Here is a 23418-nt window from a genome sequence, read left to right on the forward strand (position 1 = left end):
GCTCCGGAGCATCAGTGATCAGAATTACACGACGATCCCGGCGGCACGCTCCGCAGCACGGCGCGGCCGGACTCCGCGGCCAGCGCCGCGATGTCCCGTCCCATGCGGTAACCAAACACCAGGGCGGGGCCGATGTGCGAGCCATACCCTGGGTAGCCGCCGCCGAATACGGAGACTGCTGCCGCTCCCACAGAGAACAGTCCCGGGATTCGTGATCCGTCAGCCCGGATCACCGCGTTGTGCGAGTCGACGTCGATTCCGGCGAAGGTGCCCAGGTCACCCATGCGCACTTTGGCGGCAAAGAATGGGCCCTTGTCCAGCGGTGCCAGGTTGGGGTTGGGCTGATGCTCCATGTCGCCACGGAAGTGGTTGTAGGCAGTAGAGCCACGGCCGAACTCGGTATCTTCGCCGGCCACGGCATCCCGGTTGAAGCGCTCGATGGTGGCCCTCAGCCCGGCTGCGTCCACCCCGATTTTCCGTGCCAGCTTCTCCAAGGTGCTGCCCTTGACCAGGTAGCCCATCTTGTAGAAGAGCGCGCGGGGGATTGGCCAGGGTTTGGCATAGCCGATGCCGTACTTGTCCATGAGCTTCCGGTCGCCCACAATCCAGGCGTAGACCGAGTCCTCGTCCTTCATGTGCGCCAGCATCTGCCCGCCGAAATCGTGGTAGCTCAGGGCTTCGTTCCCGAAGCGCTTACCGTGGCGGTCTACCGTGATCATGCCCGGCAGCCCGATCTGGCGCAGGTGCGGGAAGAGCCTCTCCGCGCCGGTGCTCAGATATTTGAATACCGTGACCGGGGCCCAGGAGCCGACCGACGAGACCTCGGCGCTGATCCTGCCTCCGGCCTCTATGGCCATGCGCGCAGAGGAGCCATCGTGGCCCTGGGTGGGCGTGAAATGCTCCCCCCCGTTACGGTCATGCGGAAAGTACTGCCTGCGCAAAGCAGCGTCCCCGGAGAAGCCGCCGCCGGCCAACACCACGCCCAACCTTGCCTGCACCCGGCCTGTATGTTGGCCGCCGAGCATCGCGCCGGTGACCGTGCCGGCGTCGTCACTAACCAGGTGCTCCACGGGAGTGGAGGTCCACACGCGCACGCCGGCGTCCAGGGCGGAAGCGACCATCCGTGTCATCAGGGCCGAGCCGTTGGTACGCCTCAGGGGCTGCTGGAAGAGGGCCGTGTCCGCCCAAGTCCTCAGCAGCTTGCCGGCGGTGTAGGTAAAGGCCTTGAACGACTGGTTGGCCTTCAGGATCGTGCTCAGGTCCGGTCCGACCTGTGGCATGTAGCCGAAAACAGTGTAGGAGCTCAGGTACGGCTGAAGTTCCTTGCGGCGGCTGCCGAGCATGCGGATGTCCGCGTCGGTGGGCAGGATGGCGCGGCCGCCCAGTTTCGCGCCCGGTAAGTCCATCTTGTAATCCGGTGCCTTCTCCGGATAGCTGAAGGTGACCCTGGTGTGGTCCTCGAAGAAGTCAATGGCTTCGGGAACAGTGTCCAGGAATCCGGTGACGCCGTCTTCGTTGAAAGTATTCGGCGCAAGGGCCTTCAGGTACGTTTCGGCCTCGGCACGGGTGTCCCCGGTGGCCTTGGCCCCCTTGCGGTTGCCGGGGACCCAGGCCCACCCTGCGGATAGCGCAGTGGTGCCGCCAAAGTGCGGGGACTTTTCGGCAACGATGACGTTCAAGCCGTCGTGGGCTGCCCGCAGTGCGGTTGCCATGCCGGCCGCACCGGAGCCGACGACGAGTATGTCGCAGCGGTAGATGGGTGTGGAGGTCTCAGTCACGGTCGTTTTCCTAGCGGTTGGAGGTCAAGGCAGCGTTGCCCGAAGAGGGGAGCAGCGTTGCTGCACCGTCAAGTTCGAGGTCCACGTAGGCCAGGTCCTGCACGTTAGGCAGGGAGTAGGGCTTGATGGCCTCGTGGAGGGGATGGGTGTTGTAGACGGTGAGGGCGTTGCGGTCCTCGAAGTCCGCAACGATGACGTGGTCCCATGATTTGTCCGTCTTTAAAACATCAGGTCCGTGGACCAGTGCAAGCAGGCCGGGGATGTTGCCTTCCAGCTGCTCCAGGCCGGCGATCCAGCTGGCGCGGATTTCATCGGTGAAGCTGTCCTTCCAACGGAACATCACGATGTGCCGGATCATGCAGACACCGCCTCGGCGTCGGCCGTGTACTGGGCCGGTTGGCCGGCAAGCCGGCGCCCGGCGAGGTACGCCATGGTCATCAGCGGACCCAGGGTGGCCCCGGCACCAGGGTATCCGGCAGCGTAGGGGCTCTCAGTGGTGTTTCCTGCGGCGAAGAGGCCCGGGATGGGGTTCCCATCGACGTCCAGGACCTGGCCATTGCCGTCAGTGGCCACGCCTCCGCATGTCCCGAAGGCGCCGTTGACCACCTCGAGGGCGTAGTAAGGACCGTACTGCAGGGGACCCAGCGAGGGGTTCGGCCATTGGTTGTCCGCGTCCCCCCAGTAGCGGTCGTATTCCGAGGCCCCGCGGCCGAAGTCCGGGTCCTCGCCCGTGAGTGCGTTGGCGTTGAACCGCGCCACAGTCGCTTCAAGGTTCTCTGCGGGGACGCTGATCCGGGTGGCGAGGTCGGCCAAGGTCGGTGCTTCAATGAGCCAGTCGGGCGTGGGCTGCCCGGCGCGGTGGTCCATGATGCCGTAGCGCTCCAGATAGGACTGGTCGAAGACCACGTGGGCAGGGGTGTTAAGAGTCTGGTTGTTTGCCGAGTCCCAGGAGTGCAGCACGCGCGCGAGGTCGTTGTAGTTCTGGGCTTCATTCGCGAAGCGCTGGCCGTGGCGGTTGATCATGATGGAGCCGGGGCCCTGGCGCTCAAACCGCAGCAGTGAACCGACGGGTTCGCCGTCCCGCATTGTTCCGGTCAGAGACATGGGAGCCCACCAGGCTTCGCGGGTGCCGCGGGTCATGGCGCCGATGCGTTGGGCCATCTTGAGGGCGTCCCCGGTGTTTGAGGGCGGGGAGCACATGGTGTAGAGACGGGTGGCAAGCATGGAGTCTGCCAGTTGCCGGTCCCACTCGAAACCGCCCGCGGCAAGCATCACACCTGCGCCGGCTTCCACCTTGGTGCCATCGCTGAGTACGACGCCGGTCACGCCGCTCCCGCTGGTGAGGAGTCTTTCGGCCCGGGCCTCGACGGCGAAATGGACGCCATTTTTGAGGCATGCGCTAATGAGCATGGCTACCAGTGCGTGGCCCTTGGCTGCAAACCCGTTGGCTTGGCGCTCGTTCAGTTCGTCCCAGGGGAAGGCGGTGAAGGCACCCCAGTCCTCGTATTCCTGCATGGTGTAGGGGAGCCGGCCGTCCGTGCGGACGTGTTCGGCGATCCGGCCGAGGGCCTCGTGACAGTTGAACAATTCGGGTTCCACCGTCCTGCCGCCTTTAACGGCCCCGGGCAGATCCTGGCGGTAGTCCGGAAAGTTGTCCAAAAAAATGAACCGCACGCCGAGCTCGTCGGCAGCGAACCGGAGCATAGTGTCGCCGTGGTCCAGGGCTGCGTCGAGCAGTTCGGAGCGGCCGCGGCCGCGGGCCACAGCCTCCACATAGTCGCGGCCGGCGGACTTGGAGTCGCTGATGCCTGCTTCGCGGGCATAGTGGTTGTCCACCACCCAGAGCATGCCTCCCGACACGGCGGAGGTGCCTCCCAGCAGCTCCGACTTCTCCAGAACGATCACAGACTTGCCCGCATGGGCTGCGGTGGCAGCGGCTGTGAGTGCGCCCGCACCGGAGCCCACCACGACGACGTCATAGCGGCCGGCGTTCTCAGCATTGAGGATGCGCATGTGGTTCTTTCACTCTCCATGGGTCTCACCTCCAGCGGGGATGGCTGGAGCAATGCCCTGATCGTGGCATGTTCACAGGTGCCAGGCCCACATGGTGTTCCATTCATTCGAACAGCAGGTTCGGGATTGGAGCAGGCGCTGCGCTTTCCAGCAAGAAGACCCATAGCCGCAACGTGTGGGCCCAAGGGAGCGCTCAGTTCGGCGCGGCGAGCCTCCGGCCCATTGGACTGATCGGTGCCGGGTTGTAACCAAGGCGGCGGGTTACGGCGCGGGCGGCCATTTGCATTTGGGGTACGAGGGCGGGAACATTTTCCTGGCCCCTGGTGACAATAGCGGTGAGGCACGCCAGGGGTTGTTCTCCCTCGGCGAAGATCGGCACCGAGATCCCACTTGACTCGTCCACGATGATTCCGGCCATGGAGCAATATCCGGTCTGGCGGATGATGGCCAGGACTTTTCGCAGCTCCTGGGGATCCGTCACGGTGGCATCGGTCAGTTTCTCCAGCCGTCGGCTCAAGAACCGTTCCTGGTCCGCTTCTGGGGCGAACGCCATGAAGACCAGACCGCCCGAACAGCCGTGGACCGGCAGGCGGCCGGCGATCTTGGTGATGTTGACGACGGATTCGTTCAGCACCAGGCGCTCAACGTACAGCACATCAGTGCCCTCGAGTACCCCCAGCGACATGTTGTGGCCGGTATGGGCGGCAAGATCCTCCATGACCGGCAGGGCGGACTCACGAAGGCTCGCGGCCCGGGAGCCGCGGGAGGCCAATTCCCAGAGCCGGTGGCCATGCCGCAACCGTCCGGACGGGTCCCGGACCAGCAGGCCCTCAATCTCCAGTTCCCCTACGAGTCGGTGCACGGTGGATACCGGCAGATCGACTTTACGGCTTAGCTCCCGCAAAGGAAGAGCAGGGGCGTCATCGGCGAACGCACCCAGAATCCGCACGACACGGTGTATGACGGATTCCCCGGAGGTTGAATTGGCCACGGACGCCTCTCAATACGGAAGGTACATTTATCATACCGTTGAACGGAACACCAGCCCGGGTGGCATTAGTCGGAGCGCAAAGCGTGCGGCGGCACGAAGGACCCTGCCTGCCAGATGCCGTGCGTGCTATGAAAGACCTTCTCCTCTGGCAGCGCTGCGCCCCGTCCGGTATTGACTATATGGCTTGGATCACTATTATTGTCTCAATGGTTCCTCCATTGACATCCCTGTGATGATTGCCTTCTCCAGCTTCTGAGCTGCTGGAAACCCATGCTTCAATTCACCGCCCCGAGCACCATCCTCACCGGGCCTATCCTTATACAAAGGAGTTTTATGTCCACGACAAATGATCAGGTGCGCGCGTTGACGCCTGAACAGAAGGACAAGGAAGTCCGTCGTGTCGTCGGTTCAAGCTTCCTCGGAAGTGTCATCGAGTACTACGACTTTTTCGTCTATGCCTCAGCCGCATCGCTCGTTTTCGGGTCGGTGTTCTTCTCCAATCTGGATCCGTTGGCAGGAACGATTGCCTCGCTGGCAACTTTTGCGGTCGGTTACGTTGCCCGCCCGGTCGGAGGCCTGATTTTCGGCCATTTTGGTGACCGGCTCGGCCGGAAAAAAATGCTGGTCCTCTCTATGGCAGGGATGGGTGTCGGGTCATTCCTGATGGGCCTGATTCCCCCTGCTTCAGCCATTGGGTCGTGGGGGGCAGTCATTTTGGTTGTACTGCGCCTGGTCCAGGGGATCTGTGTGGGTGGTGAATGGGGCGGTGCCGCGTTGATGTCCCTGGAGCATGCCAAGTCGAAGAAACGCGGCTTTGCCGCTTCGTTCGCGACCGCCGGCAGCTCGTTTGGTACGTTCCTGGGAACCGGCGCCATGGGTGTTGTCGCCCTTCTGCCCCATGAAGCTTTTATTTCCTGGGGATGGCGCCTGCCCTTTATTGCCTCGGCTGCCCTGCTGGTGATCGGCCTGGTGATACGCTCCAAAGTCTCGGAGAGCCCGGTATTCGAAGCCGCCATGGCTGCTGAAGCAGAAAAGAAGAAGGAATCCGCTCCACTCGTGGAGGTGCTTCGCCAGCCCAAGATTCTGATCCTGACCACCCTGAGCTGTATCGCGTTGTTCAGCTTGTCCGCCATGCTCAGCACCTTCGGTGCGACCTATGCCGTCGCTGGCGGTGCCAGCAACTCCGATGTGCTCTTCGCGTTGTCCATTACCGGGCTATTTTCGTCAGCTGGGGTCCTGGTGTTCGGCAAACTGTCTGATACCCTCGGCCGCCGTTGGCTCATGATGGCCGGCGGAACGGCAATCGCGCTGTTGGCGTACCCAGTGTTCGCGGCCATGGGGTCGGGCAACGTGGTCTTGGTATTCGTCGCCTTTGTGACCATTAAGGTCCTCTACTCGATGATCTATGGGCCAATGGCGGCATTCCTTGCCGAGCAGTACCCGCCGCGATCGAGGTACACCGGCATTTCTCTCAGTTACCAACTTGCCAGTTTGATTGGCGCCGGGTTCACCCCCGTCATCCTTGCTTCGCTGTACGCTGCTTCCGGCAAGGACATCGGCCCTGTGATCTGGTTCATCATGGGCATGTGCGTTATCAGCACAGTGGCAATCTTTCTCACACGCGAAACCAAAGACAACGACATTATGACGGGCGCTGCGGTCAAGGATCTTGAAAACAGCCGATAGCAGCACTGGTTCCGGCCGCTGAGCTGAAACAGGGACGCACAGCAGATCTGAACGGGCTTGGCAACAACCAAGGTGGAAACCTTGGTTGTTGCCAAAGGGTTACTGAATGCACGCAGGCCCGGACGAAGGATCTCCCTCTGTCTGGGCCTGCATGCGTTTATGGCAACCAGCGCCTTGAGGCTGTCCCCGCCTCGGCGACGTCGGCCTGGTCCGGTCTGCCGCGACGGAACCACAAGATCGACGGGGCCCAATGAACGGAATTCAAGTGACGCCGTTCGCTGCCGCACCCCCACACTAATTCCAAAGTCACTCACCCGCCCCGGGCGGCAGCAACGAAGCGAGACGATCCATGACAAGAAACATCATTTCCACGCAGGTGGCCATCATGGGCGCCGGGCCCGCCGGGCTGATGCTCTCCCACGTCCTGGCCAAGGCCGGCATCGAGTCCACGGTCATTGAAGTCCGCAGCCACGAGGACATCGCCGAAACCGTCCGCGCCGGCATCCTGGAACACGGCACCGTCAACCTGCTGGTGGACAGCGGGGTCTCGGACCGGGTGCTGCGCCAGGGCGACCGGCATGACGGCATCGAACTGCGTTTCAACGGCGAGAGCCACCGCGTGGACTTCAAGGACCTCGTGGGCGAATCCGTGTGGCTGTACCCGCAGACGGACGTCTTCCTGGACCTCGCCGCACGCAGGAAGGACGACGGCGGCGACGTCCGCTACAGCGTCACGGACACTTCCGTCCACGATCTTGAGGGCAAACCCAAGGTCTGGTTCACCGACGCCGACGGCGTGGAGTTCGAGATCCAGGCGGACTTCCTGGTGGGCGCGGACGGTTCCCGCAGCCACTGCCGGTTCCAGATTCCGGAGGCGCACCGCAAGTGGTACTTCCACGAGTACCCCTTCGCCTGGTTCGGGATCCTCGCCGAAGCCCCGCGCAGCTCGGATGAGCTGATCTACGCCAACTCGGACAACGGCTTCGCCCTGATCAGCCAGCGCACCGAAACCGTGCAGCGGATGTACTTCCAGTGCGATCCCAAGGAGATCGTGTCGGAGTGGGATGACGACCGGATCTGGGCCGAGTTCCGCAGCCGGGTAAACGGCAACGGCTTTGAGCTGAAGGAGGGGCCGGTCATCGAGAAGATGGTGCTGCCGTTCCGCAGCTTCGTCCACACCCCCATGCGGCACGGCAACCTGTTCCTCGCAGGGGACGCCGCGCACACGGTTCCGCCCACCGGGGCCAAGGGCCTGAACCTGGCCATCCATGACGTCAAGGTGCTCTTCGAAGGGCTGGACAGCCACTACAACTCCGGCTCGGACCGGCTGCTGGAGACCTACAGCGACCGCGCGCTGGAGCGTGTATGGAAGGCCCAGCAGTTCTCCTACTGGATGACCACCATGCTGCACACCCCCGCCGACGCCGACGACTTCTCCCGCGCCCGCCAGCTGGGCGAACTCAACTCTGTGGTCTCATCCCGGCACGGCATGGCCTACCTCGCCGAGGCCTACACCGGCTGGCCGGGCGCCAGCTGATCAATCCCCATTCTCCCCTTATTCCTGGCCGGCCCGGCAACCCCAGACCTGAAGCGGCCCCAACCGGAAGTGTGATCCTGTGCAATACAACAAACTTCGTGACCTCACCGTCTCCGCAATTGGTCTCGGGTGCATGGGAATGTCCCATCTCTACACGGGCCATAAGCAGGAGGAGGAAGATTCGATCCGTACTATCCATCGTGCCTTTGAGCTGGGAGTCACCCATTTCGACACGGCGGAGCTCTACGGGCCCTTTAAAAACGAAGTACTTCTGGGGAAGGCGCTGAAGGACCGCCGGGACCAAGTGGTCATAACGTCCAAGTTCGGGCTGATCTCGCACGTGGGAAATCCAGGTCCGGTGGACAGCTCACCCCCAAACATCCGCGCCGCTGTGGAAGGCTCGCTGACCCGTCTCGGCACCGACTACATCGACCTCTACTACCAGCACCGCGTCGACAAGACAGTGCCGATTGAAGATGTCGTTGGAACACTGACTGAACTCATCGCCGAGGGCAAGATCCGCCATATTGGCTTGTCCGAGGCCGGTCCGGACACCATCCGGCGGGCGAATGCCGTCTATCCGATCACTGCCCTGCAGTCCGAATATTCACTGTGGACCAGGGACGGCGAGGACGGCACCCTGGAGCTGTTGAAGGAGCTCGGGATCGGCTTTGTGCCATACTCCCCTCTGGGGCGGGGCCTTCTTAGCGGAAAGATCCGGTCGCTTAGCCAACTCGACCAGGACGACTGGCGCCTGAGCAACCCGCGCTTCATGGATGGAGCGTTGGAAAAAAACCTCGTTCTATTCAGGGAAGTGGAAGCGGTTGCTGAGCAAGCAGGTGCCACTCCGTCCCAGGTTGCCCTGGCCTGGCTGCTGGGCAAGGGCGGGGACTGGTCGCCCATTCCTGGCACCATTCGGGCAGATCATCTGGAAGAAGACCTGCTGGCTATTGACGTCAAGCTCACTGAGGAACAAGTAATGGTTCTGGACAACATCACTCAGCCCGTGGGCGACCACCATACAGCGGCCCAAATGCGGCTTTTCGACCGGAAAGACTCGATCAATTCACAAAAGAGCGCAGCAGTCCGATGAGTGGGCACGCCAAGATAGTCCTGCTCGGCCACAGTGAAGCCGGGTCCGCGGTTGCCGGTGAACTTGTAGCGGGCCCATTCGATGTTGTGGGCTTCAACCCAGGGTCGAAAGTAGCTTCCACCGCCCGGGTCGCCGGGAGCCTAGAGGATGCCATGGACGGAGCGGCGGTGATTCTTGCCCTGGGGTCGACCGTCGCGCCCACCCGGATCGCCGAGCAGGTGGCGCCCCTTCTCGGCAAGAATGCGGTTTATGCGGACCTGGGCCCAGGTGTTCCTTCGTTGAAGAAGGATCTCGCTATGCTTTTTGAAGAGGGTTCGTTTGTGGATGCTGCAGTCCTTGGGAAGGATGATGCCTCCGCCGAGGTGGCTGCCCTGGAGGTCGCCGGCGCCGGCGCCAGGAAACTCATAGAATTGCTCGAACCGTCCGGCCTGCGCCTTGAATACGTTTCGGAGGTACCGGGGGAAGCAACGGCACGTCGTCTTATCCGCAGCCTGTTTGCCAAGGGCATCGCCGGAGTCATCACGGACACCCTGTGGGCTGCGGAAAACATGGGGATGCACACCTGGGCTTACCAGGAAATTCTGGAGACCTTCGAAGCCAGCTCAGCGGAGACAGCCCAGCAGTACTTGTCCGGTACTGCCCAGCACATTAAGCGCCGGCAAATTGAAATCATGGATGTGGTGTCGATGCTTAACGAGACCGGGTATGAGAGCACGATGCTTGCAGGGATCGAGTTCAACTACGGGCGCATACTGCACGGAAAGAAGATTCCGTTCAGTAAGCGCCCGTAGTCGGGCGTTTTAGTATTCGAGCTGCCGTTGCAGGGCGTCGAGTACCACATAGCAGGGAAGGACCTGGGCGACGCTGGAGTTGGGTTCGCGCTTTTCCTTGATGGCTGCCACGAACTCGCGGTCCTGCAGCTCGATGCCGTTCATTGACACCGCCACCTTGGAGACGTCGATGGGGTTTTCCTTGCCGTCGACGAGGTCGTCATACCGGGCTATGTAGGTTTCGGTGTCGCCGATGTAGCGGAAGAAGGTCCCGATGGGGCCGTCGTTGTTGAAGGAGAGTGAGAGCGTGCAAATTTTGCCGTTCTCGCTTTGAAGCTGGATGGACATGTCCATGGCTATGCCGAGGTCAGGATGTTTGGGTCCCTGGATGGCGTTGGCCTTCACAATCTTTTCGCCGGTCTGGTACTGGAACAGGTCGACAGTGTGGGCAGCGTGGTGCCACAGCAGGTGATCGGTCCAGGAGCGGGCCTGGCCGAGGGCGTTGGTGTTGGTCCGGCGGAAAAAGTAGGTCTGCACATCCATCTGCTGGATGGAGAACTCGCCCGCGCTGATCTTGTTGTGCACATACTGGTGTGACGGGTTGAAACGCCGGGTGTGGCCTGCCATGGCGATGAGACCAGTTTCCTTCTGGGCGTCCACGATCTCCTGCACGCCCGCAAGTGAGTCTCCCATGGGGATCTCGACCATGACGTTCTTACCGGCCCGCAGGGCCTCCAGGGTCTGCGCGTGGTGCATCTGGGTTGGGGTAGCGAGGATGACGCCGTCGAGGTCATCCTGCGCCAACAGCTCAGAGTAGCTGGCGAAGGCGCCTTCGGCCCCGTACTTATCGGCTACCTCCTTGGCCTTTTCCAGCGTGCTGTGGGCGACGTACTGGATTTTGGCGTCAGGAATCTGGGCAATAGCGTCGAGGTGCTTGTGGCCGAAGGCGCCCAGGCCTACGACGGCGAGATTAACGGTCATGCTGCCTCCGTCGGTGTAAGGATCAGGTGCCCAACTGAGGTGTTGGACGCCGGTACGTGGTTGAAGCGGTAGACCTCGTCGACTTTGTCGCCGAGGGCGCCGCGCATGATGAGCCACATGATGAGTTCAACACCTTCGGATCCGGCTTCCCTCATGTATTCGAGGTGGGGCTTGTACTGGAGGATTTCGGGCTCGTTAATCAGATCGTCCATGAACTTCTGGTCCCATGGCAGGTTAATGAGACCTGCGCGGGCGCCTTGGATCTGGTGGCTCATGCCGCCCGTCCCCCAGACCTGGACGTTGAGGTCCTCGTCGAACTCCGCCACCGCCCGCCTGATGGCCTTGCCAAGGGAAAGGCAACGTTCCCCGGAGGGCTGGGGGTACATTACAACGTTCACGGCCAGGGGAATGACCTTGGCCGGCCATTTGTCCGGGCTTCCATACATCAGCGACAGCGGGACGGTGAGGCCATGGTCCACTTCAAGCACGTTCAGAACGGTCAGATCGAAGTCATCGAGGATAAGAGACGCAGCCAGATGTGTTGCCAGTTCGGGTGCGCCTTCCACGTCGGGGACAGGGCGCGGTCCGTAGCCTTCATCGCAGATGCCGAAGGATTCGGCGACGCCCACGGCAAAGGTGGGCATGATTTCCATGCCGAAGTAGGAGGCATGGTCGTTATAGACGATGATCGCCACATCCGGGTTGTTGGATTTGATCCAGTCCTTTGAGAACTCATACCCGTCGAACATCGGCTTCCAGTAGTCCTCCTGGGTGCGGCCCATGTCGATAGCTGCCCCAACAGCGGGCACATGGCTGGTCGCAATGCCACCGGTGATCTTTGCCATTACGCTTCGCCTCTTTCTTCTTTGGAGCGCCAGCCTTCGATGTTGCGGCCGCCGGCCAGCATCATCGCCTGGTACTGCTCCACGTTCATGTCGGTCATGGTGCTCACTGCCTGCACGTACGAGAGTCCTTCCGCCGCAAAAATCTTGGACAGGAAGTAAACGTTGCCTCCGGTGTCGAGCATCCTTTGGAAGTCTCGGGTCAGCACGGCCTGCTTCTGGTCTTCGGTCATCTCCCACTCGTCCAGGTACGTGCGCTCATCGGCCAGGAATCGCTGGCGGTTTTCTTCCTTGCGCAGGCTCATGCAAAATTCGTTGAAGTGGAATCCTTCGCGGGCCTTTTCGATGGTGAAGATGGTTGTCCCGGGAAGGTCCTTGAACTGCTTAAAATCGGGCTTCATGATCAGCTCCAGTAGATGTTGTTGGGATTGGTTACGAGCAATTTCTCCTGCAGGGCCGGGGTGGCTGCTATCGATGGGACGTAGTCGACGAGGATTCCGTCGTCGGGCATCTCTTGTTTCATGTTCGGGTGCGGCCAATCCGTCCCCCACAAGACACGGTCAGGGAACTCTTCGACCACGGTCCTGGCAAAGGGCACGACGTCGGCGTAGGCGGGTCCTCCGCTGAGCGTGATGCGGTCCGGGCAGCTGACCTTGGAGATAACGCTGGGGTTCTCCTGCATCAAGCGCAGGAACTGCGCGAACTCCGGGCCGTCCACGGGTTTGGTGACGTCGGGCCGGCCCATGTGGTCAATAACAATGGGAATGTTCAGGGATGTGAAAAAATCCCACTTTTCCTGCAGGTCTGCGGGCTCGAAGTAGAGCACGACATGCCAGCCCAAGGGACGGATTTTTTCGATGATTTCCCGGTAGTACTCGTCCGGTTTCGGATCGACCAGGCGCTTGACGTAGTTAAACCTGACCCCGCGTACACCCAGCTCATGCATCCAGGCCAGTTGTCCGGGCGTGACATCGGGCTTGACGGTGACCACGCCGCGGGCTTTGTCGTTCGAGCGCTCCAAGACGTCCAGGAGAGCGGAGTTGTCTGAACCGTGGCAGGTTGCCTGAACGACCACGTTCTTTTCAAAGCCCAGGAAGTCCCGCAGCGCGAACAGCTGATCCCTGCTGGCATCACAGGGCGTGTATTTGCGTTCGGGGGCGAACGGGAAAACGTTGCCAGGGCCGAACACATGGCAGTGCGCGTCAACGGCTCCGGCCGGAACCTGGAATTGGGGCTTACTCGGGTTAGGGTGCCAGTCGAGCCAGTTGGCGTCTTTGACGAATGTGGCGGTGTTCATCAGACCAGGGCCTCCAGTTTTTGTTTGAGGCGGGGAAAGACTGCCTGGGCGTTGGTGGCGAAGATCTGTGCGCGCTCCTGGTCCGAGATGTCAGCGGCATCGATATAGCGCTTCGTATCGTCGAAGTACTCGCCGGTCTGCGGATCAATCCCTCGGACGGCGCCGATCATTTCAGAACCGAACAGGATGTTTTTGTTGTCAATGACGTTCATCAGCAGGTCGATGCCCGGCTGGTGATAGACGCAGGTGTCGAAGAAGACGTTGTTCATCAGGTGTGAGTCGAGGCCGGGTTGCTTGAGCATGTCGGCGAGGCCCCGGTACCGGCCCCAGTGGTAGGGAACAGCGCCGCCACCGTGCGGGATGATGAACCGCAGGGTCGGAAAGTCTGCAAACAGGTCGCCTTGGAGCAACTGCATGAATGCGGTCGTGTCCGCGTTCATGTAGTGGGCGCCGGTCGCGTGGAAGTTGGGGTTGCAGGAGGCCGAAACGTGAATCATGGCGGGAACGTCGAGCTCCACCATTTTCTCGTAGAGGGGGTACCAGTACTTATCGGTCAGGGGCTGGGAGTCCCATTTCCCGCCGCTGGGGTCGGGATTGAGGTTGCAGCCGATGAAGCCGAGTTCAGTGACGCAACGTTCGAGTTCCTTGATCGATTCTGTCAGGTCTGCCCCCGGGGACTGCGGGAGCTGGCAGACCCCCACGAAGGACTCGGGGAAGAGATCTACGACCCGTTTGATCAGGTTGTTGCAGGCGGTCGTCCACTCGACGCTGATCCGTTGATCACCCTCGTGGTGACCCATGGCGGATGCCCGTGGGGAAAAGATTGTGAGGTCGATAGCGCGGTCGTTGATGAGGCGCAGCTGGTTGGATGCAATCGACTCAATGATGATCTCGTCGGGAATGGTCGGGTAGGCAGGGCTGGGCTGACCGGATCTGAAGGCTGCCAGTTGATCGATCCGCCACTGGTTGTGGAGCTCCGGAGCGGTGGTGTAGTGGCCGTGGCAATCGAGGATCATGCGATCTCCCAGGATGATTGAGGGACGAAAATGGAGCCCGACATCAGCATTCGGGCGGTGCGGAGCAGGGCGGACTTGGTGACGATGGGCTGGCCCGATGAGGTATCCACGTCCATTTGGACTGTGAAAAATCCTGAGGGGTGCTCGACTTGAACCTCAACACCGGCGCCAGAGTTGCTGTGCTCCGTAGCCGGGTCAGCAGTTTGAGCGGCGACGCTGCCGTCGAGCATGCACGCGGTGGCGACCGAAACGGCACCCAGCACACCGATCGATTCATGGACCCGGTGGGGGATGAAGGTGCGGGTACTGATGAACCCGCCTCCCTTGGCCGGGGCCAGCAGGCTCATCTTGGGAACAGTCTTGCTGGTGACATCGCCGAGGTTCATCATGCGCCCAACTTCCAAGCGGATCTCTTCCAACCGGGCCTTCAGCTCGGAATTCGCTTCCAGTTCGGCCGCTGTTTCGTAGCCCGTGATGCCCAAGTCAGAGGCCTTGAGGCAGACCACCGGCATGCCGTTGTCAACACAGGTCACCTCCACACCGTTGACGACGTCCACCACGTTGCCGGTGGGCAGAAGCGACCCACAGGTTGAGCCGGCGACATCTTCAAAGTTGATGGTGATCGGTGCATGCGTTCCAGGAACGCCGTCAATGCGGGCGGAACCACCGTAGTTGACCACTCCGCCCGGGGTCTCCACAAAGGCAGTGGCCTTCGAATCGGTGTTCACCATGTAGATGGAGACCGCCGTGATGCCATCAGTGGCAGGAAGAAGACCCCGTTCGAGGGCAAACGGACCAACGCCGGCCAGGATATTCCCGCAGTTCTGTTGGTCGCCGACCTCGGCCCGGTCCGGCCAGACCTGCAAGAACAGATAATCCACGTCAATCCCGGGCCGAGTGGACCGGCTGATGACAGCCACTTTGGAGGTGAGTGGGTGACCGCCGCCCATACCGTCGATTTCACGTGCATCCGGCGAACCCATTGCTGCCAGCAGGAACGCGTCCCGTGCACCGCGGTCATCGGGCAGATCCTCCGCCAGAAAATAAAGCCCTTTCGAGGTGCCACCACGCATCACCGTGCAGGGCACAGCCACCTGCGTACTGGTCATACCGAATAGTCCTCGTAGACCAGACCCTTGGCTGCAAGCTTGTCGCGCATGTTGTAAATGTCCAGGCCCAGCTCGCCCGACCGGAGACGTGCCCGCTTTGCGGTCTCGTTCGCCTCACGCTCACGGCCTTTGACGAGTACAGTTGCCGCGTCTTCGCGCCGAACAACGCAGACACCATCGACGTCCGCCACGATCACATCGCCAGGGCGAACGAGCTGGTTGGCGATCACGATAGGAACCTGGACGTTGCCCACTGTCTCCTTGACTGTTCCCTGTGCACCAATAGCCCTGGGCCAGACCGGAAACTTCATCTCAGTCAATGTGTCCACGTCGCGGACGCCGGCATCGATGACAAGGCCACGCACGCCGTGGGCAAGCAAGCTCTCGGCAAGCAGGTCTCCGAGGTATCCGTCATTGCAGGGGCTTGTGGGAGTGACCACCAGGATGTCACCCGCTTGGGCTTGTTCGACGGCGACATGGATGGACCAGTTATCACCAGGAGCGACCTCGCAGGTCAGGGCATTTCCCGCAATTCTGGCGGGAAAGATAGGACGAAGGCCGATATCAAGGAGGCCTGTCCTGCCCTGCGACTCATGAACGGTGGCGACACCCAGTTCTGCAAGCCCATCAACAATGTCGAGGTGGGTACGCGGGGTGCCGCGAACTACTCGTGCCATACTTCTCCTTTGAAAATCGCGGATTACATCCCTCCGGCGTCCCTCTCGGAACCCTTGAGGCGCCCGGCCCCACCACGAATCGGAGCTAAGCCGACGCTCGAGGATGACCGAACCAGCAGCAAGCCGTTGCGAGTTGTTATTTATGCTCTCGCGCATTGGTTCATCCATTGATATGGTGGAGGTCACTGGAACTCTTGTCAAGATGGAGGAGAAAGATGCGATCAGAAATTCCACGTCGAACTGGCGCCACCGCACCGGAATCAGCAGGCAGGCCGTTGCTTACTGCTTTGGCTGAATTTGCCCATTCAGCCAAGGGTGGCGCCATCCCCGCCGCCGTGCGCAATCAAGCCAAGCTCTGTCTCCTCGACACGCTGGGATGCATCATCGCCGGTTCTGTAACAGCGGAGGCGTCGGCCCTGAAGCGGGCGGAACGCCGCCTCAGCGGTGGTGCACAAACCCTGCGGTCCCCGGGCGAGGAGGCACGGGTCCTGGGCTATATGGGTGATGTGCTTGAACTCAATGACCTGATTGGAGGACACGCGAGCATAGGCATCGTTGCCGCTACAGTAAGTGCCGGCCGGTCCTTGGGTTCATCCGGCGAGAAGGTCGTCGAGGCAATTGTCGCGGGCATTGAAGTCACTTCCCGTCTCTATGAGTCCCAAACATGGACCAGGAAACCTTACACGGAGTCGGGAATGGTGATGGTGAGTCTGTTTTCCGCCATTGGCGCCGCAGCCGCCGTGGCACGGCTGCGTGGCCTTTCCGTGGAGATGACGGCCCAGGCGATGGCTGTCGCCGGCACTATCGTCAGCTGGGGCCCGGCAGAGGTCATTTTCGGCGACGGCGGGACAATCAAACCGATCTTGTTCGGCGCCTGCCCTGCAGACAGCGGAATCAGAGGCGTTGAGTACGCTCTGGAAGGAATCACAGGACCCCCAAACCTCGTCGAAAGCCCAATCGGACTGATGGCCGCACTGGCTTACAGCTTTGACGAAGCTGAGATCCGTTCCCCCGGAAGGTGGCATCTGCTAACCCCGCAGCGCAAACTTCATGCATCCTGCGGTTACACCCACTCGAGCATCGACGCAGTCGTCGAGCTAGTCCGTCGAGGCGTTAAGGTCGCAGAAGCACACCGAATCAAGGTCCAGGTGCCCGAGTACATGCTGGCCGCGGTACGCAAGGATCACCTTCCGGAAACCTCCAATGAGGCCCGCTTCCACCTGCAGTACTGCCTCGCTCTCGCTGCGAGTGGCGCCGACGTGATCACCCCAGCGCATACTCTCGAATTCGAGCGATATGCTGCGTCCCCGAAGATCGCGTCGTTAATGGAACGGATTGAGGTCTCTCCATTGGAAATTACCGGGACCACGCACGCGAAACCTTACAACGTCTCACGAGTAATCATTGAGGCGCTAGACGGGAACCCTGTCGAAGGCGGCTGCACGGCTCCTCGCGGTTCGGCAGCCAACCCTCTGACTGATGAGGAAGTTGTACAAAAGTTCAGGCGTCTGTCGTCTGCACAAATGACAGATACTCAGATTGAGTCAAGCATCAGCCTGGTCCTGGATCTTGAGGGACAAGGAAATGACAGGGGGCTTTGGGCGATAATCGACAACATCATGGAAACGGACTCGGGGAAGCTCTAGGGTGTGTTTACTAAAGCTGTCAGCCAGATGCTGACTGCCCGGAGAACGGCTCCGCCGCGGTAGGCGAGTGTCAGTTCATCTTTCCTCCGAAGCTCCCGTCGGGAAGCTCCTTAGCAGCAGTAGCGGTGGATAACCTAAGAGAATGGTCCCCGGTTGTGGGCGGCGGCAGCGGGCTGCTTCCACATAGACCTCATCCTCATCTTGTCAGGATGGGTTCCAGGCCCCGTGTCAGGAGAAAAGCCAAGGAGGTACAGCTGCTGCCCGGTGCGTCGGGTTGGGGTGTAGTCCATCCGGAACCGTTGGCAGGCGCCGGAGTGCTCCCGCATAATCCGGGAACGGCAGTTCCGAAAGGAGAAAGCAGCGTGATCAGAGGTTCATCAGTTGCGCGCTCGTTGGCGGTACTGGCGTGGGGTTTCGCCGGTGTCATTGAGGAAGTGGCGGTTGAAGTTGGACAGGTTGGAGAAACCTACTTCATAGCAGATGTCGGAGATCGGTGCGTCGTTGCCCTCTAGCAGGCGGCGTGCGTGAGCGAGACGGAGTTTGCGGACCAGATCGCTGAAGTTCTGGCCGGTGGAGCGTTTGAAGTATTTCGAGAACGTCGGTTCGCTCATGCCGACCAAAGCTGCCGCTTCGGACATCTTGATGTTGCCGGCGTGGTTGGTGAAGACATATTCGAGGACGATGTCGACGACGGCGGCGGCCTGGCCGTCCAGTTGCGGCCTGAACCATTCCTCCGCAAGGTAGCGCCGTTCCTCCTGTGGCGCCCGGGCAAGTATCGTGAAGAGTTCCAGGAGGTGGTGAAGCCGCTCCAGCCCATCCGATCGGCCCATGGCTTCGATGGATACGGCGGCGTTCCGCGCCGTGCGGCCCAGGAACTCGATCCCGCGTGCTGACTGTTCCAGCAGCGGCTTGACCTCCTCCATTTCGGGGACGGTCAAGGCGGTTTGTTGGATCCATTTTCCGTCGAACTGGATGACGGCGTCCCGCTTCTTCAGAACTTCGCCGGGTTCGAGGTCGCTGACCCAGTCGTGGGGCAGCCCTGATCCAACCAGGGATACGTGGCCTGCTTCGAAGGTGCCGATATGGTCGCCGACGATGAATTTTCCGGTGCCCTTCCGGATGAGGTGGATCTCGTATTCCGGGTGGTAGTTCCACCGTGCCACCGGGCTGGGATAGTCGTGCTCGTGCCACCGGACCGAATGCTCCGGGTCGGGCGGGATGACTTCCCGGTTGGCGCGCATCCCCAAGAGCCTTTCGGCAAGCCTGGCCGTTGCTCCGTCATTCGCGTCCGCGGCAGTCATCGTGGTACTCCGTGCTGATGGTTATGAAATATGGACAGCTCCCAAGGGGTCTTCCCCTAGATTAGTGCCCGTTGCCTGTCCACGCATCGGAAAATTTGTATCAGAAATTGGCAACCACGGCGCTAGTTGTGCCCTGTCCCACAGGCTTAATGTTGAGGAACATCAGCGCGGCACATCGGATTCCCCGATCAAATGCGCGCTCCAGTCCGGTACTTCGACGCAGCTGTCGAGTGCAGTGGCTGAGCACCCCCCTTGAAGAACAAAGGAGTCCTCAATGCGCTCAAAAATGCGCGCTGCCTCACTGGCCGCCGGCGCCCTGTGCCTCGCACTTTCTGCCTCGGCTTGCTCCGGGGCCGGCGGCGGCACGGCTGCCGGTGACCAGAACAGCATCAATGTGCTGATGGTGAACAACCCCCAGATGGAAGACCTGCAGCGGCTGACGGCGGACAACTTCACCAAGGAAACCGGCATCAAGGTCAACTACACAATCCTCCCGGAGAATGACGTCCGGGCGAAGATCAGCCAGGAATTCTCCAGCCAGGCCGGTCAGTACGACGTGGCATCTCTCTCGAACTACGAGATCCCCTTCTACTCCGAGAACAAATGGCTCGCGCCCCTGGACAGCGTGGCGAAGGACGCCGATTTCAACCAGGCAGACATCCTTCCCGCCTACACGGCCTCCCTCACCGGCAAGGACGGCAAGCTCTACGGAGAACCGTTCTACGGTGAGTCCTCCTTCCTGATGTACCGCAAGGACATCTTCGACGCCAAGGGAATGACCATGCCGGAGAAGCCCACCTGGGACCAGGTCGCCGACCTTGCGGCCAAGGCCGACGGTGCGGCTCCTGGCATGAAGGGCATCTGCCTGCGCGGCCAGCCGGGCTGGGGCCAGGTCTTCGCGCCGCTGACCACCGTCGTCAACACCTTCGGCGGGACCTGGTTCGACAAGGACTGGAACGCCAAAGTCAACGCCCCCGAGTTCAAGGAAGCGACTGAGTTCTACACCAAGCTGGTGCGCGAGCACGGCGAGGCTGGTGCCGCTCAGGCCGGGTTCACCGAGTGCCTGAACAACATGAGCCAGAGCAAGGTGGCCATGTGGTACGATGCCACCTCCGCCGCGGGCGCCCTAGAAGCCGCGGACTCCCCGGTGAAGGGCAAGATCGGCTACGCCCAGGCCCCGGTGAAGAACACGAAGTCCTCCGGCTGGCTGTGGACCTGGTCCTGGGGCGTGCAGGCTGCCTCGAAGAAGCAGGACGCTGCCGCGAAGTTCATCGCCTGGGCCAGTTCGAAGAAGTACGAGGAACTCGTTGCGTCCAAGCTCGGCTGGGCGAAGGTCCCGTCCGGCAAGCGCATCTCCACCTATGAGAACGCCGAGTTCCAGAAGGCAGCCCCGTTCTTCAAGGCGGAACGCTCGGCCATCGAGAACGCGGATCCGAAGAATCCGGGCGTGCAGGAGCGTCCGGTGGTCGGCATCCAGTTCGTCGGGATCCCCGAATTCGCTGACCTTGGCACCACGGTCTCCCAGGGTGTCAGCTCCGCCATCGCAGGGCAGGGTTCCGTGGAGGACGCGCTGGCCAAGGGCCAGGAAGCCGCTCAGAAAATCGGCGACAAGTACAAGAAGTAACCACCCACCAATCGATGCTGTGGCCCGCTTTACGCTGGGCCACAGCATCGCAGGAGACCGCCATGACAACAGCAACAGCGCGCATTTCCCGTACCGGGCACAGCGCAACGAAACCTTCCAAGAACGCCAGATCCCGTGAACGCGCTCTGGCCTGGGCACGGCGTGCGCCGCTGCTGCCGGCCCTGATCTTCCTCATCATCGTCACCCAGCTTCCGTTCGTGGTGACCCTGATCATTTCGTTCCTGAACTGGAACAGCCTCCGCCCGGACCAGACCGGTTTCGCCGGCTTCGATAACTACATCCAGGTCCTGACCAACGCGGACCTCCGCCAGGCCATCTTCACCACCATCGTCCTGACCGTGTCCGTGGTCCTGGCCAGCCTGGTCATCGGCCTCGGCCTGGCCCTGCTGCTGGATAAGAAGTTCATCGGCCGCGGTCTCGCCCGCACCCTCCTGATCGCGCCGTTCCTCGTAGTGCCCGTCGCCGCCGCGCTGATCTGGAAGCACGCCCTGCTCAATCCGACCTACGGGCTGATCAACGGCATCCTGACCTGGATCTGGTCCCTGTTCGGCAGCAACACACCGCCGCAGCCGGACCTCCTCTCCCAGGCGCCCCTGATGGCCGTCATCATCTCCCTGGTCTGGCAGTGGACCCCGTTCATGATGCTCATCCTGCTCGCCGGCCTGCAGTCCCGGCCCATGGACACCGTCGAAGCGGCCCAGATGGACGGCGCCAGCCCGTGGGACATCTTCCGGCACCTCACCCTGCCGCACCTGCGCCAGTACCTGGAACTCGGAGGCCTGCTCGGCGCGATCTACATCGTGCAGAACTTCGACGCCGTCTTCACCCTTACCTCCGGCGGGCTGGGGACCGCGAACCTGCCCTACGCCATCTACCAGACGTTCTACTTCGCCAACGAATACGGCCTGGCCTCCGCCGCCGGCGTAGTGGTGGTCATCGGCACCATCATCGTGGCGACCTTTGCCCTGCGCACCGTTTTCTCGCTCTTCAAGAAGGAGGCAGCACGATGAGCACGCTCACTCCTGCCGCCCCCCAGAACACCCCCGCCGGTCCCACCGCTCTGAACACCGGAACCCGCCGCCGCGGCAAGTCCCGCATGGACCCCACCCGGAACAATACCGCCGCCGGTATCGCCGCCTGGGCCCTCGCCTTGCTCTTCGCGACCCCGGTGCTGTGGATGATCCTGACGTCCTTCCACTCCGAAACCGACGCGGCCACCAACCCGCCCTCGGTCGCGGCCAACCTCACCCTGGACGCCTACAAGGAATTCTTCGGCGCCAGCTCCGGCATTAGCCCGTGGCCGCCGCTGATCAACTCCGCGACCGCCTCGATCCTCTCCACCGTGCTGGTGCTGGCTCTGGCCATCCCGGCCGCCTACGCCCTCTCCATCCGGCCGGTGAAAAAGTGGACGGACGTGATGTTCTTCTTCCTCTCCACCAAGATGATGCCCGTCGTCGCCGCCGTCCTGCCCCTGTTCCTCTTCGCCAAGACCGTGGGCGCGCTGGACAACATCTGGTTCCTGATCCTGATGTACACCTCGATGAACCTGCCCATCGCGGTCTGGATGATGCGCTCCTTCCTCGCCGAAGTCCCGGTGGAAATGCTCGAAGCGTCACAGATCGATGGCGCCAGCCTGATGCTGACACTGCGGAAGATCATCGCCCCCGTCGCGATGCCCGGCATCGCCGCTACCGCCCTGATCTGCTTCATCTTCAGCTGGAACGAACTCCTGCTCGCCCGCGTCCTCACCGGCGTCATGGCCGGCACCGCCCCGGTGTTCCTCACCGGCTTCGTCTCCTCCCAGGGCCTGTTCCTCGCAAAAGTCTGTGCCGCTGCCGTCGTGATCTCCCTGCCCGTGCTGTTCGCCGGCTTCGCGGCCCAGGACAAACTCGTCCAGGGCCTGTCCCTCGGCGCCGTGAAGTAACGCGCCGGTCCCCACCCATCTCTTTCAAGGATTACTTTCGATGACAACGACCACCACACAGTCACCTGCCTCCAGCTCCGGACTGCCGGCTACCGTGCGGGCTAATATCCTCAAGAGCCAGGGCGATATGGCGATGGAAACCTTGCCCCTCCCGCAGCTCGACGCTGACCAGGTCCTGGTGCAGGTCGCCGCCGTCGGCGTCTGCGGCAGCGACGTGCACTACTACGAGCACGGGCGGATCGGCGACTACGTGGTGGACCACCCGCTGATCCTCGGCCACGAACTCTCCGGCCGGATCGCCGCCGTCGGAACCGCAGTGGACCCGGCGCGCGTCGGCCAGCGGGTCGCCGTCGAACCCCAGCGCCCCTGCCGCACCTGCAAGCAGTGCAAGGCCGGCCGCTACAACCTCTGCCCGGACATCGAGTTCTACGCCACCCCGCCGATCGACGGCGCCTTCGCCGAGTACGTGACCATCCAGTCCGACTTCGCCTACGACATCCCGGACAGCGTGAGCGACGAGGCCGCCGCGCTGATCGAGCCGCTCTCCGTCGGGCTGTGGGCCTGCGAACGTGCCAAAATCCGGCCCGGAAGCCGCGTCCTGATCGCCGGGGCCGGCCCCATCGGCATCATCGCCGCCCAAGCCGCCCGAGCCTTCGGCGCCACCGAAATCTACATCAGCGACATCGCCGAAGACCGGCTCGCGTTCGCCCTGGAACACGGCGCCACCCACGCACTGAACGCGAAGACAGACACTGTGGAAGGGCTCGACGTCGATGCCTTCATCGACGCTTCCGGCGCCCCGCAGGCGGTCCGCTCCGGGATCAAAGCCGTCGCCCCGGCCGGCAGGGTCATCCTGGTCGGGCTGGGGGCGGACGACGTCGAACTCCCCGTCGCCTACATCCAGAACCGTGAGATCTGGCTCTCCGGCGTCTTCCGCTACACCAACACCTGGCCCCTGGCCATCCAGCTCATCGCCGACGGCAAAGTGGACCTGGACATCCTGGTCACCGGCAAGTTCACCCTCGCCGAATCCGAAGAAGCACTCAAAGCCGGCAAACAGCCCGGCCAGCTCAAAGCCGTCGTCTACCCGGGCCGCTGAACCGCATAGCCCC

At 61.9% G+C, this 23418-nt stretch carries 21 protein-coding genes; 9 read left to right on the forward strand and 12 right to left on the reverse strand.

Going from position 1 to position 23418, the window contains the following annotated elements; all coding sequences use genetic code 11:
* Positions 1 to 11 precede the first annotated feature (11 nt).
* From chcC2 to AC57BR_RS00260, 4 genes are all read right to left on the reverse strand, one after another.
* Positions 12 to 1778 carry a 4-oxocyclohex-2-ene-1-carboxylate 5-dehydrogenase gene (chcC2, locus tag AC57BR_RS00245; protein WP_496357791.1) on the reverse strand — a complete coding sequence of 589 codons (1767 nt, stop codon included), beginning with the start codon at positions 1776 to 1778 and terminating at the stop codon, positions 12 to 14.
* A 10-nt stretch (positions 1779 to 1788) separates the two neighbouring features.
* Positions 1789 to 2136, reverse strand: a complete 348-nt coding sequence (locus AC57BR_RS00250; protein WP_496357792.1) for a Dabb family protein — start codon at positions 2134 to 2136, stop codon at positions 1789 to 1791.
* Entirely contained in the window at positions 2133 to 3791 is a 1659-nt protein-coding gene (gene chcC1 / locus AC57BR_RS00255; RefSeq protein WP_496357793.1) for a 4-oxocyclohexanecarboxylate 2-dehydrogenase, read from the reverse strand. The genes AC57BR_RS00250 and chcC1 overlap by 4 nt, the downstream gene beginning before the upstream one ends.
* Before the next feature lie 193 nt (positions 3792 to 3984).
* A complete protein-coding gene (locus tag AC57BR_RS00260; protein WP_496357794.1) occupies positions 3985 to 4782 on the reverse strand; it encodes an IclR family transcriptional regulator in 798 nt (265 codons plus the stop codon).
* A 333-nt stretch (positions 4783 to 5115) separates the two neighbouring features.
* Here AC57BR_RS00260 and AC57BR_RS00265 point away from each other — a divergent pair, with 333 nt between their 5' ends.
* From AC57BR_RS00265 to AC57BR_RS00280, 4 genes are all read left to right on the forward strand, one after another.
* A complete protein-coding gene (locus AC57BR_RS00265; RefSeq protein ID WP_496357795.1) occupies positions 5116 to 6468 on the forward strand; it encodes an MFS transporter in 1353 nt (450 codons plus the stop codon).
* A 349-nt stretch (positions 6469 to 6817) separates the two neighbouring features.
* Positions 6818 to 8005, forward strand: a complete 1188-nt coding sequence (locus AC57BR_RS00270) for a 4-hydroxybenzoate 3-monooxygenase (RefSeq protein WP_496357796.1) — start codon at positions 6818 to 6820, stop codon at positions 8003 to 8005.
* A gap of 79 nt (positions 8006 to 8084) precedes the next feature.
* Positions 8085 to 9098 carry an aldo/keto reductase gene (locus tag AC57BR_RS00275; RefSeq protein ID WP_496357797.1) on the forward strand — a complete coding sequence of 338 codons (1014 nt, stop codon included), beginning with the start codon at positions 8085 to 8087 and terminating at the stop codon, positions 9096 to 9098.
* A gap of 152 nt (positions 9099 to 9250) precedes the next feature.
* On the forward strand, positions 9251 to 9889 hold the full coding sequence (locus tag AC57BR_RS00280; RefSeq protein WP_496357798.1) for a hypothetical protein: 639 nt from the start codon (positions 9251 to 9253) through the stop codon (positions 9887 to 9889).
* Between the two features lie 9 nt (positions 9890 to 9898).
* Here AC57BR_RS00280 and AC57BR_RS00285 read toward each other — a convergent pair whose 3' ends face one another.
* The 7 genes from AC57BR_RS00285 to AC57BR_RS00315 are packed head-to-tail and all read right to left on the reverse strand — an operon-like array spanning position 9899 to position 15790.
* The gene (locus AC57BR_RS00285; protein ID WP_496357799.1) at positions 9899 to 10849 is read right to left on the reverse strand and encodes a Gfo/Idh/MocA family oxidoreductase; all 951 of its coding nucleotides are present in this window, start codon (positions 10847 to 10849) and stop codon (positions 9899 to 9901) included.
* The gene (locus AC57BR_RS00290; RefSeq protein ID WP_496357800.1) at positions 10846 to 11694 is read right to left on the reverse strand and encodes a class III extradiol dioxygenase subunit beta; all 849 of its coding nucleotides are present in this window, start codon (positions 11692 to 11694) and stop codon (positions 10846 to 10848) included. The genes AC57BR_RS00285 and AC57BR_RS00290 overlap by 4 nt, the downstream gene beginning before the upstream one ends.
* Entirely contained in the window at positions 11694 to 12092 is a 399-nt protein-coding gene (ligA, locus tag AC57BR_RS00295) for a protocatechuate 4,5-dioxygenase subunit alpha (protein WP_496357801.1), read from the reverse strand. Before ligA ends, AC57BR_RS00290 begins: the two co-directional genes overlap by 1 nt.
* A 2-nt stretch (positions 12093 to 12094) precedes the next feature.
* Positions 12095 to 12988 carry an amidohydrolase family protein gene (locus tag AC57BR_RS00300; protein WP_496357802.1) on the reverse strand — a complete coding sequence of 298 codons (894 nt, stop codon included), beginning with the start codon at positions 12986 to 12988 and terminating at the stop codon, positions 12095 to 12097.
* Positions 12988 to 14004 carry an amidohydrolase family protein gene (locus tag AC57BR_RS00305; RefSeq protein ID WP_496357803.1) on the reverse strand — a complete coding sequence of 339 codons (1017 nt, stop codon included), beginning with the start codon at positions 14002 to 14004 and terminating at the stop codon, positions 12988 to 12990. The genes AC57BR_RS00300 and AC57BR_RS00305 overlap by 1 nt, the downstream gene beginning before the upstream one ends.
* Positions 14001 to 15113 (reverse strand): 4-oxalomesaconate tautomerase, encoded by a 1113-nt coding sequence (locus tag AC57BR_RS00310; RefSeq protein WP_496357804.1) that lies wholly within the window; start codon positions 15111 to 15113, stop codon positions 14001 to 14003. Before AC57BR_RS00310 ends, AC57BR_RS00305 begins: the two co-directional genes overlap by 4 nt.
* On the reverse strand, positions 15110 to 15790 hold the full coding sequence (locus AC57BR_RS00315; RefSeq protein ID WP_496357805.1) for a 4-carboxy-4-hydroxy-2-oxoadipate aldolase/oxaloacetate decarboxylase: 681 nt from the start codon (positions 15788 to 15790) through the stop codon (positions 15110 to 15112). Before AC57BR_RS00315 ends, AC57BR_RS00310 begins: the two co-directional genes overlap by 4 nt.
* Before the next feature lie 215 nt (positions 15791 to 16005).
* Here AC57BR_RS00315 and AC57BR_RS00320 point away from each other — a divergent pair, with 215 nt between their 5' ends.
* Entirely contained in the window at positions 16006 to 17436 is a 1431-nt protein-coding gene (locus tag AC57BR_RS00320; RefSeq protein ID WP_496357806.1) for an MmgE/PrpD family protein, read from the forward strand.
* A gap of 377 nt (positions 17437 to 17813) precedes the next feature.
* On the opposite strand, the gene AC57BR_RS00325 is transcribed toward AC57BR_RS00320, so the two are convergent.
* The gene (locus AC57BR_RS00325; protein WP_496357807.1) at positions 17814 to 18737 is read right to left on the reverse strand and encodes an AraC family transcriptional regulator; all 924 of its coding nucleotides are present in this window, start codon (positions 18735 to 18737) and stop codon (positions 17814 to 17816) included.
* A 274-nt stretch (positions 18738 to 19011) separates the two neighbouring features.
* Here AC57BR_RS00325 and AC57BR_RS00330 point away from each other — a divergent pair, with 274 nt between their 5' ends.
* The 4 genes from AC57BR_RS00330 to AC57BR_RS00345 all read left to right on the forward strand — a co-directional run bounded on the left by AC57BR_RS00330 (position 19012) and on the right by AC57BR_RS00345 (position 23405).
* Complete coding sequence (locus AC57BR_RS00330) at positions 19012 to 20361, forward strand: ABC transporter substrate-binding protein (RefSeq protein ID WP_496357808.1); 1350 nt, start codon at positions 19012 to 19014, stop codon at positions 20359 to 20361.
* Between the two features lie 62 nt (positions 20362 to 20423).
* Positions 20424 to 21392, forward strand: a complete 969-nt coding sequence (locus AC57BR_RS00335) for a carbohydrate ABC transporter permease (protein WP_496357809.1) — start codon at positions 20424 to 20426, stop codon at positions 21390 to 21392.
* Positions 21389 to 22306 (forward strand): carbohydrate ABC transporter permease, encoded by a 918-nt coding sequence (locus tag AC57BR_RS00340; RefSeq protein WP_496357810.1) that lies wholly within the window; start codon positions 21389 to 21391, stop codon positions 22304 to 22306. The genes AC57BR_RS00335 and AC57BR_RS00340 overlap by 4 nt, the downstream gene beginning before the upstream one ends.
* Before the next feature lie 40 nt (positions 22307 to 22346).
* Complete coding sequence (locus AC57BR_RS00345) at positions 22347 to 23405, forward strand: NAD(P)-dependent alcohol dehydrogenase (protein ID WP_496357811.1); 1059 nt, start codon at positions 22347 to 22349, stop codon at positions 23403 to 23405.
* Positions 23406 to 23418: the final 13 nt, after the last annotated feature.

The organism is Arthrobacter sp. BGA-UO-ETr-C19 (genome assembly GCF_059568005.1).